General features: G+C 65.7%; 10 protein-coding genes. 5 read left to right on the top strand and 5 right to left on the bottom strand.

Translation table 11 applies throughout. The annotated features are described in order from the left end of the window. The 3 genes from VI480_RS01175 to VI480_RS01165 all read right to left on the bottom strand — a co-directional run. A partial coding sequence (locus tag VI480_RS01175) for a hypothetical protein (RefSeq protein ID WP_323670982.1) occupies positions 1 to 262 on the bottom strand: 262 nt, incomplete at its 3' end. A gap of 101 nt (positions 263 to 363) precedes the next feature. Then, positions 364 to 630 carry a cupin domain-containing protein gene (locus tag VI480_RS01170; RefSeq protein ID WP_323670981.1) on the bottom strand — a complete coding sequence of 89 codons (267 nt, stop codon included), beginning with the start codon at positions 628 to 630 and terminating at the stop codon, positions 364 to 366. 111 nt (positions 631 to 741) lie between these two features. Further along, the gene (locus tag VI480_RS01165) at positions 742 to 1,032 is read right to left on the bottom strand and encodes a hypothetical protein (protein WP_323670980.1); all 291 of its coding nucleotides are present in this window, start codon (positions 1,030 to 1,032) and stop codon (positions 742 to 744) included. An 89-nt stretch (positions 1,033 to 1,121) separates the two neighbouring features. Here VI480_RS01165 and VI480_RS01160 point away from each other — a divergent pair, with 89 nt between their 5' ends. Both VI480_RS01160 and VI480_RS01155 read left to right on the top strand, forming a co-directional pair. Next, positions 1,122 to 2,405: an acyl-CoA dehydrogenase family protein gene (locus VI480_RS01160; protein WP_323670979.1), complete on the top strand. Its 1,284-nt coding sequence runs from the start codon at positions 1,122 to 1,124 to the stop codon at positions 2,403 to 2,405. 10 nt (positions 2,406 to 2,415) lie between these two features. After that, the gene (locus VI480_RS01155) at positions 2,416 to 3,267 is read left to right on the top strand and encodes an LLM class F420-dependent oxidoreductase (RefSeq protein WP_323670978.1); all 852 of its coding nucleotides are present in this window, start codon (positions 2,416 to 2,418) and stop codon (positions 3,265 to 3,267) included. Positions 3,268 to 3,289: 22 nt separating this feature from the next. Here VI480_RS01155 and VI480_RS01150 read toward each other — a convergent pair whose 3' ends face one another. Both VI480_RS01150 and VI480_RS01145 read right to left on the bottom strand, forming a co-directional pair. Continuing rightward, positions 3,290 to 4,414 carry a DUF1214 domain-containing protein gene (locus VI480_RS01150; RefSeq protein ID WP_323670977.1) on the bottom strand — a complete coding sequence of 375 codons (1,125 nt, stop codon included), beginning with the start codon at positions 4,412 to 4,414 and terminating at the stop codon, positions 3,290 to 3,292. Positions 4,415 to 4,427: 13 nt separating this feature from the next. Further along, complete coding sequence (locus VI480_RS01145; RefSeq protein ID WP_323670976.1) at positions 4,428 to 5,651, bottom strand: sulfotransferase; 1,224 nt, start codon at positions 5,649 to 5,651, stop codon at positions 4,428 to 4,430. A 219-nt stretch (positions 5,652 to 5,870) separates the two neighbouring features. Between VI480_RS01145 and VI480_RS01140 the strand changes: the two genes are divergently transcribed. The 3 genes from VI480_RS01140 (at position 5,871) to VI480_RS01130 (ending at position 9,979) form a co-directional block, all read left to right on the top strand. Continuing rightward, complete coding sequence (locus VI480_RS01140; RefSeq protein ID WP_323670975.1) at positions 5,871 to 7,940, top strand: RecQ family ATP-dependent DNA helicase; 2,070 nt, start codon at positions 5,871 to 5,873, stop codon at positions 7,938 to 7,940. 191 nt (positions 7,941 to 8,131) lie between these two features. Beyond that, on the top strand, positions 8,132 to 8,923 hold the full coding sequence (locus VI480_RS01135) for a DNA-processing protein DprA (protein ID WP_323670974.1): 792 nt from the start codon (positions 8,132 to 8,134) through the stop codon (positions 8,921 to 8,923). A 162-nt stretch (positions 8,924 to 9,085) separates the two neighbouring features. Beyond that, a complete protein-coding gene (locus VI480_RS01130; RefSeq protein WP_323670973.1) occupies positions 9,086 to 9,979 on the top strand; it encodes a restriction endonuclease in 894 nt (297 codons plus the stop codon). Positions 9,980 to 9,994: the final 15 nt, after the last annotated feature.

Raw genomic sequence — 9,994 nt, 5'->3', positions numbered from 1 at the left:
CCACCGCGGTCACCCACCCGCCCGTACGCGAGACCTCCGCCGCAAGGGCCGTTGCCAGAGTCAGCGCTCCTGGGCCGTGGGCAGCCAGCACCGTTCCGGGAACAAGCCCCGGCTGGGTCAGCAGCGATGCCAACTCGTCAGCGACGGGCAGCAGCCGCTTGCTGTGCCCGATGTCCGCAGCATGCGCTATGTCCAATGCGCCGACCCCACGAGGGCCGGCTGGGTCCAATGCGCCGACGGCACGACGCAGCTGCACTGCCATCGCGACAGACTAGACGAACAATCGTCTTCACGAACGGTTGTTTATCAGCCGCTGCCCGTGCGTGTGCTTCCCCTGCAGCCTCTGGACAGGGGTTGGGCCGGCTACTTCGTGCCGACCAGCAGGGTCGCGCCGACTGGACCCGCCATCTCGCTATGCAGCGTGCCGGCGGAAACCTCGCACCAGTCCCCCACTCCCATGACCCGGGTCTCGTCCTCCAGTCCCAGCCGGAACTCGCCTCTGGTCACCATCGCCATGGCGGAGAACTCGTGGCTGTGAAGCTCGCCATCGGCGTGAGGCTCGAACTCGGCGTCGCGCGGTTCGCCATAGCCCTGCGCTGCCAGCTCGGAACGGAACTCGTCTTCGGTCATAGAGCCACAGTAGCCAGCGCCGTGCCAATCGCTCACGCGGGCGAGCTCGCGACGGTGCCTGTCGCTACCGCTAGCGAGCTAGCGACTGTGCTTGTCGCTATCGGCAGCAAGCTAGCGGTAGTGGGCGAAGAGCTCTTCAATGAGCTCGGCGATGCCGTCGGAGGTGTGGCCCCGGGAGAGGTCGATGGTGGCCACATTGCCGTACACGTGAATGTGATCGACGCCGCCCCGCTGGAACAGACGCCACGCCAGCAGGTCGGCCGGGTCCTCGGCACTGGCGGCATCTTCGGCACTGTTGTAGTAGCGGTGGCCCGCCCCGGTCAGCGGACGGTTGGTCTCGAACTGCACCGTGCCCACACGGACCGACGACGGTCGTTCTGCTACTCGAACGGGCTGACCCATGGCCGATGAGCGTAGCGACATATGTCGCTAGCTTGGGGCTGCTCGTATCCCGGATATTCCGCCCTTCTTGCACGAAACAGGAGCCCGACATGGCCGCTGCCGACACCGCTGAGATCACCGAGGAGCAGTTTGCTGCTGAGGCGCTGGATTTCTTGGAGGCCAACGCCAAGCGCAAAGCCGAGCGGCGAGAGTTCGTCTGGGGCGAGGGGCCCGACAACGCGGCACTCTTCGAGGAGATCGACCGCGAGCGCGAGCGCGCCGAGCTGGAGGCGTCGAAGGAGTGGCGTGCCGCCAAGTACGACGCCGGCTTCGGCTGGATCAGCGGGCCGGCCGAGCTGGGCGGCGGCGGCATGCCCCGCAAGTTCGAGCGCGTCTGGGGCCAGCTCGAGAGCCAGTTCGACACACCCGACGGCGGCTTCTTCGGCATCGGCCTGGGCATGGTGGCGCCGACGATCCTGGCCCACGCCGAGCCTGAGGTGTCCGCCGAGGTGCTGCCCCAGATGTACCGGGCCGACATCGTGGGCTGCCAGCTGTTCTCCGAGCCAGGCGCTGGGTCAGACTTGGCCAGCCTGCAGATGCGGGCCGAACGCGACGGCGAGGAGTGGATCCTCAACGGCCAGAAGGTGTGGACGTCGGGCGCGCACTATTCCGATATCGGCGAGGTGATCGCCCGGTCCGACTTCGACCTGCCCAAGCACCAAGGCCTGACTGGGTTCCTCGTGGACATGAAGGCTCCTGGGGTGGAGGTGCGGCCATTGCGGCAGATGACCGGCGGGGCCAACTTCAACGAGGTGTACTTCACCGACGTGCGCGTGCCCGACTCGCACCGCCTCGGCGAGGTGAACCAGGGCTGGGGCGTGGCGTTGACCACGCTGATGAACGAGCGGGCGGCCATCGGCGGCGGCTCGGGCGGCGGCACTGGTGGGGGCAGCTTCACCAAGCTGTCGGCCATGGCCGCCCACTACGGGATGGCCGACGACGCCCTGGCCCGCCAGAAGCTCGCTGAGATCTACACCCACGGCAAGGTGCTGGGCTGGTCGAACCAGCGCACGATGGATGCGCTGCGCGCCGGCAAGACCCCAGGTCCCGAGATGTCGCTGTCGAAGATGGGACTTATCCGCCAGATGAACGCCACTTGTGAGTTCGTGGCCGACACCATCGGCCCGAAGCTGGTGGTCGACTCCGGCGAGTGGGGCACGTTCTCGTGGGCCGGCTACGTGCTGGGCTTCCCGGCAATGCGCATCGCCGGCGGCTCAGACGAGGTGATGCGCAACATCGTCGGCGAGCGTGTGCTGGGGCTGCCCAAGGAGCCCGGCATCGACACCACCAGCCCGTTCCGGGAGCTGAAGGTCGGCACCCAGCGCGCCGAGTGAGTTCGCCGGCATGAAGATCGGGCTGGCACCGACGAACAGCGACTACGGCCCTGCGACTGCCGACATGGCAGTCGAGGCCGAGCAGCGTGGCTATGACTCGCTGTGGGTGGGCGAGCACAGCCACATCCCCGCAAGCCGCCAGACGGTTCACCCCGACGGGGGCGATCTGCCGCAGCTCTACTGGCACATGCGCGATCCGTTCGTCTCGCTGGCGACGGCCGCGGCGGCAACGTCGAAGATCAAGCTGGCGATGGGCGTGTGCCTCGTGCTCGAGCACGAGATCTTGGACTTGGCCAAGAGCGTCGCGACGCTGGACGAGGTATCCGACGGTCGCCTGCTCTTCGGTGTGGGCGTGGGCTGGAACCGCGAGGAACTGGCCAACGTGTCGAACGTGCCGTGGGCGCAGCGCTACAACGCCATGCGGGAGACCGTTGCCGCACTGCGGCTGCTGTGGACCGAGCACGAAGCCTCCTACTCAGGCGAGTTCGTGAACTTCGCGCCTTCGTGGGTGTATCCGAAGCCGACGCAGCGGCCCGGCCCCCCGGTGCTGGTGGGCTGCCGGGGCCGGATCGGGATGCGTCACGTCGCCGAGTACGCGGACGGCTGGTGCCCGCTCGATGTGGGCTTCAGGGATGTCAGGGTCGGCATGGAGCGATTCCGGACCGCTGCGGAGTCAGCGGGCCGCGATCCCGACGGCATCCCGATCTCCATGTACTGCTACGCGAGCCCCGACGCAGAGAAGCTGGAGCTGTACCGCGAACTCGGCGTCGAGCGGATCGTCCTTGCCGCCCCCGACGGCGCGGAGCGCTTGGCGCGCTACGTCGACCGCAACCAGCACCTCGTCGACACCTTCGCCGACTGACGCCCGCTGTTGTCCGAGCGGGTCAGAGCCGATCAGGCAGATCGGCGAGGGGGACGAGCTCGCCTTGGGGGGTTTCGATGTCGCCTTCAGGCAGCATGAAGCGCCAGAACGCTATGCCGAAGGGGCGACCTTCGGTGTCGAGCCAGTTGGGAACGCCCGGGTCAATGTGGGAGATCACGGCAGTGAAACGTCCGTCGGCATCGGCGACCATCTGGGCACGGTTGAGCGAGATGGAGCGGTTCGCGTAGTCGAGCGACTGCAGGTGGCGGTTCCACAGGCTGACGTTGGCGTAGCGGCAGTCGGGCCAGCGGCCGCGGATCACCAAAGCCTCGTCGGGTCCGACCACGAACGGTGCCAAGGCATAGGCGGCGTCGGTGGCGGACAGGCCGAGGTCGCCGGGCAGGCCGGGTGGCGGGAACTCGTTCGGCACCAGTGACACCCACGACCGGGGTTCGCCCTGGGCCATCGGCACACGGTCCACCGTGAGCTCGCGAATGAAGGCGGCGATTCGCCGGATGCCTGCGCTCACGGCGGTATCGGACGGCCGCGCCGGGGGCGTGCCGCCAATGACCTCGATCTGCATGGCCGGCCACCGATCCGGGTCGGTGCCCGCGTGCGTGGCGTCCTCGAAGTAGTGGCGGCTGATGATCTGCCCTTCGTCGGGCGGCGGCGCCAGCCAATTCCCCTCTTGGGGCTCGCCGCCGATGACGATCTCGAAGCGGCCGTCGGCATCGGTCTCGAGCGTCGTGTCATTGAGCACGCCGAGCACCTGGTTGTCCATCGACCCCCAGCCGGCGCTCGACTCCACGGTGATCGACAGGTAGTCGGCGTCCTTGGTCTCCCCCCGCACCCGGTAGGCGTAGTCAGCCGAGACCGGGGCCTCGAAGTAGACCGTGTCGGGGTTGTCGCCGAGCAGCTTGCGGTTCGGCGTCACCAAGCGTTCGAAGCGGGGGGCAGACGGGTCACGCTCGAACAGCCCCACCAGCCCCCACTGCAGGTAGTGCATAAGCGCCCGGTGCGCCTCGACGGCGTCGGCGGCGGTGTACAGGTTCCACTGGGGCGACACCCAGCGCTCGTCGACGTCACGCAGCACCTCGAGCAGCTCGGCGAGGGCCCGGCGGGACTCGGTCTCGGGAAGCGGGTCCATGATCGTGGCCGGCTCAGCCCTCTGGGGGCAGGTCGAAACGCTCGATGTACTGGGCCGTGGCGTCGCGGATGCCCTCGGCGGTGAAGCCCCAGTCCTCGGGCTGGTAGCGGTGCACTCCGTATTTGCCCTTGGGCTTGTGATCCAAGTAGTCCCGCACGGCGGTGGCGTAGGCATCGGTCATCGACAGGCCCATCTGCTCGAGGGCCGCACCCAGCGTGGCCACCGGGTCGGTCACGAGCTGCACGTAGTTGACGTCCACGAATTGCTCGTCCGGCACCACGCCGGTTGCTCGCAGATTCACCGAGTCGTTGAGGGCGAACGCGAAGGCATCGTGCACGAAGTGCGCATTCCCGACGGCGTCGACGTCGCTGAAGCGCATCCAGTGGACCATGGCCGTGATGTTGGCCGTGGAGGCCATCGTGCGGGCCGGGTCGCGGTGGGTCTGGATCACCCAGGCGTCGCCGAATGCGGCGAACAGCTGCGGCAGCACGAACAGGTGACCGGGCGTCTTGAGCACCCATTGCGTGGGACCCCCGCCGTGCTGGAGCACCTGGAGGATCTGCCGCTCGTAGCTGTAGTTCACGTCCAGGTCAGGAATCCACTCAGTCAGCGGGGCGATCATGCTCCAGTGGAACCCGGCGAAACTGCCGGTGGTCAGGGTGATGCACTCGACGGGCAGGTCGGCCCGGAACTCGTGCATAGCCAGGAACTCGGGCTGGATGTCGGCCCAGAACTCCTGCTCGCACTGCCCCATCTCCATCCGATCCGCAAGCCCCCCCTCGGGCAGCGGCACCGGGTGGAGCGCCTCGGCGCCGAGCGGGGCCCGCAGGTCGGGGTGCAGCCCCAGCAGCTCGAACAAAATCGAGGTGCCCGAGCGGGCCGGGCCGGCGATCATCACCGGTGAGGCCACCGGCGCCGCTGTGATCTGCGGCGTCGCGTCGATGGCGGCGGTGAGCAGCAACCGCGTGCGCAGCGAGCGCAGCAGCTCCTGCTTGGTCATCAGCCGGCCCAGCAGGTGCATGGACGAGGCGTCCAGCTCGGCCGACAGGGACTCGAAGCGATCCTGCCAGCCCGGATCGCCCAAGTCGCCGGCCGGCATGCCGCCGACGGCTGCGGTGGCCAGCTTCAGCAGCTCACCGGTGTCGATGGGCACCAGGTCCCCGGGACGCCCCCCGATCGAGTCGCCCATGAGGTTGATGCGTCGCACCCAGTCAGGCCGGGTGTACCGCTCTCCCATGGACGGAAGTGCATTGCTTTCATGAGACATACGGGCGGCAACGTATCAGCGCTTCGCTATCACGGTCGCCGCACTCGGCCCCAAGCGCAGCAGTACGACGGTGGCGGACCATGACCTGGCATCGGAGGATCGGAATCCCATTGGAGTCGTGTCACACGGGTTCGATACCTTCCACGCCGTGCGCGCTTCATGCCAACAGCAAGAGCCAATCAGAATCCGGTGAGCACTTCGTTCTCCTCCAAGAGTGCCCGACGGCTGCTCCGCAAGCTGACGGGCGATTCGGAGGCTGCGTTTCGAGACGACCAACTTGAGGTCATCCAGCAGTTAGCTGACGACCGGGGTCGTGTACTGCTCGTGCAGCGAACCGGCTGGGGCAAGAGTGCCGTCTACTTCATCGCGACCAAGATGCTGCGAGCGGCAGGGTTCGGTCCGACGCTCCTCGTCTCACCGTTGCTCGCACTCATGCGGAATCAGATCGAGGCAGCAGAAAGGATGGGCGTACACGCGGTCACCATCAACAGCTCGAATCGGGCTGAGTGGGATGAAGTGATTCAGCAAATCGAAGATGACGCAGCTGACATCGTCCTGATCTCTCCGGAACGGCTGGCGAATCAGGACTTTCGTAGCGATGTGCTGCCGGTCATCGGAAACCGCTGCGGCCTGCTGGTCATCGACGAAGCCCACTGCATCTCCGATTGGGGCCATGACTTTCGACCCGACTACCGCCGCCTGGTCCGGGTGCTGGACTTGCTGCCGCCTGGGGTTCCTGTGCTGTGTTGCACGGCGACGGCCAATGACCGAGTCGTCGCCGATGTAACGGCCCAGCTTGGATCGGAGTTCGAGGCTGTACGTGGCCCGCTCGGTCGCGAAGGGCTCCGTTTGCACGCGCTCACCATTCTCTCGCCGCCAGAACGACTGACTTGGCTCGCAGCCACGTTGAACGAGCTGCCGGGCACTGGAATCGTCTATTGCTCCACAGTGCGCGACACCGAACGAGTCGCGAGCTGGCTCATATCGCAGGGGATCGAGGCAGTCGCCTACAGCGGTGCGACCGATGCTCAGACTCGACCAGGTATTGAGCAGTCGCTGCTGAGCAATTCCGTGAAGACAGTTGTCGCGACATCCGCTCTCGGCATGGGATTCGACAAGCCTGACCTGTCGTTTGTCATCCATTACCAGTCGACCGGTTCCGCGATCGCCTACTACCAGCAGGTCGGTCGTGCGGGACGGGGGTTGAGCGAGTCGTGGGGCATACTGCTGCGCGGCGCCGAAGACGCCGACATTCAGGACTACTTCATCACCTCGGCGTTTCCAGAGCCGTTTCAGGCTCAGCAGGTGGTCGCTCTCCTGGAGAGTGATCACGAACTGATGACGACAAACCAACTGCTCCAGGAAACCAACGTGAGGCCGAGTCGGCTCGAGAACCTCCTGAAGAACTTGGAGGTGGACGGCGTTATCGAGCGCATTGGAAGGGAATGGCGGCGGACCCTGCAGACGTGGACGTTCGATCATGACCGCGTCGATGCTGTGACGTCACTTCGGCGCTCGGAGCTTCGACAGCTCTACGAGTACATCGACACGGACCAATGCCGTATGCGATTCCTCAGGAGTTGTCTCGACGACCCCGTCAGTGAGTCTTGCGGCATGTGCGACAACTGCAGCGGAGTCACGCTTGAGAAGGCCTTCGAGCCCGATGAGATCCAGAAGGCCGTCGAGTTCATGCGCAGCGCAAGCATGGTCATTGAACCGCGCAAGCAGTGGCCGAACCGCACGTCCATTCGGGCGGCGGCCCGTCTGGAGGAAGGAAGGGTGCTGTCCAGATGGGGCGACGGCGGCTGGGGCAGCATGGTGCGCAAGGGCAAGCAGTCAGACGGAAGATTCCGGAATCGCCTGGTGAAAGCCTCCGTCGCACTCATTCGTGAGCGGTGGCAGCCGGATCCCGAACCGACATGGGTGACGTTTGTGCCGTCCCGCCGCCATCCGCAGCTGGTTGCAGACTTCGCCGAGCGCCTCGCCGGGGCATTGGAGTTGCCGTGTCAGGATGTTGTACGTCAGATCCGTGACTCACGACCGCAGAAGTCAATGCAGAACAGTCACCAGCAGTACCGCAACGTTGCAGGAGCCTTCAGCGTCGATGGCCCCCTACCTGCTGGACCTGTGCTTCTCGTCGACGATGTCGTCGACTCTCGCTGGACACTGACGGCCGTCGGCCACATGCTGCGAGAAGCTGGATCAGGCCCTGTCATCCCATTCGCGCTTGCCGACGCTTCGGAGAGGTCGATCTCGTGAGACGCGGCGACGACGCACTCGCGACGCTCGCCCTCGTCAGTCGGTTGTCCGTCGGCGTCGTTCAGCCGTTGAAGGCTTCGGAATATTGGAAACTGAGTGCGCTCCTCGAAGCTGCTCCTAGCAGCCTGCTGGGAAAGACCGCCGCTGATCTGGCGGTTGGCTCTGGAATCTCGAGCTCTCTTGCAGATCGCGTGGCTGCTCTGGTGGATCGGGCAACGGCTCTCGCCTTCGAGCTCGAACGGCTGGAACACTCCGGTGTGCAGACGCTTACTCCGTTCGACGAGCACTATCCCAGCAACTGGACGCAACGACTCGGCCCCAAGGCCCCTCCGCTGTTGTACGCAGCGGGGTCGGTCGAGCTGTTGGACACCGCTGGGCTCGGGGTCGTGGGCAGCCGAGACGTGAGCCCTTCGGGGGCTGAGGTCGCTGTCGAAGCGGCCAAGTGCGCTGCTCGGCACAGCATTCCATTGGTGTCGGGCGGGGCCCGGGGGGTAGATCAGCTCGCCATGAATTCGGCGTTCGACTCAGGGGGCGCAGTCGTCGGGCTGCTTGCGGATTCTCTGTCTCGCAAACTCGCCAAGAGCGATGTCCGGGCTGCGATCCACAGCGGACTGGCGCTCATGTGCACGCCCTACAACCCCGACGCCGGCTTCAGTGCCGGCAACGCCATGGGTCGCAACAAGCTCATCTATGCCCAATCGACGCTCACCCTCGTCGTCGCGAGCGATGAGGACAACGGCGGCACCTGGTCCGGCGCCACCGAGGCACTCGACCACAAGTTCGGCCGGGTCGCCGTCTGGCGAGGACCGGGCGAGGGACCAGGCAACGAAGCGCTGGAACGGCGCGGCGCACTGCCCATCTCGGACCTTGACGACCTAGAGCGTCTCCTCGATGATGGCGATGCCAACACGACCCCCGATGCCTCTCCGCTCGCTTCCGAAGCTGAACAAGGAGTCCTGTTCAGTATCGCTACCGCAGACTGAGTCATCCACATCAGCTAGCACCTAGCCCTGATTCGCCAACTGGCGAGGTCGCCACCCCCAACGCCAGCGCTGTCGCCGAACGCCTTGCCGTCGTGCCTGCCGCGCTGCCGGTCTCCAGAGAAACCTGAGGGCCAAGTCCACGGGCGGGGATAGCTTCACGCCATGAGCCAATCGGAACTGCCGCGCGCTATCGACTTCATATTTCCTACCCTCGAAGCGCTAAAGGAACTCGGGGGCTCGGCGCGACGAGGTGAAGTGATTTCTGCTGTGGCAGAACGCGAAGGTCTCACGGATGAGCAACTCGAGGCTCGCTACGAAGCCAGTGGCGACCTGATTGCGGATGATCGGATCAGTTGGGCTCTGAGTGATCTCAAGAAGATGGGTGCTGTCGACAATTCCAGGCGCGGAGTCTGGGCAATCACAGAGGCTGGCCAGAGAATCGAGAGCCAATCCGAGATTGACACACAGCTGCGGGCCGTTCGAGCCGGGCTCGCGGCCCGCACAGCACCGCGACGGCACAACGAGCACGCTGACGCCGACGACAATCATGAACTGGACCTCGCCGAGGCCTCCGATCCGGACACCGGATGGCAAGCGACCCTGCTGCAGCGGCTGCTGGACATGTCGCCTGCTGGGTTCGAGCGCCTGATCCAGCGGCTGCTGCGTGAGGCCGGGTTTCGAGAAGTCGAAGTACTCGGACGAAGCGGCGACGGAGGCCTTGACGGGGTCGGCGTCTACCGGCTGTCCCTGGTGTCGTTCCCGATCTACTTCCAGTGCAAGCGCTACAGCGGCTCCGTCCCACCAAGTGCCGTCCGAGACTTCCGTGGAGCCATGGCCGGCCGCGGCGAGAAGGGCCTCCTTGTGACCACAGGCACCTTCACCCGAAGCGCTCGCGACGAAGCGAGCAGGGACGGCGCCTCGCCAGTCCAGCTCATTAACGGCGAGGATCTCTGCGATCTTCTCAAGGAACACGAACTTGGCGTCGTGACCCGCATCCGTCAGATCGAGGATGTCACAGTGGATGCCGAGTGGTTTGCCCGATTTGAGTCGGTCTAACTCTCGGACCCGCGA

Source organism: Candidatus Poriferisodalis multihospitum (assembly GCF_028283155.1).
Lineage (GTDB): Bacteria > Actinomycetota > Acidimicrobiia > Acidimicrobiales > Poriferisodalaceae > Poriferisodalis > Poriferisodalis multihospitum.
Note: the sequence above shows the minus strand (reverse complement) of the source record. Positions and strands in the feature narration are given on the sequence as shown.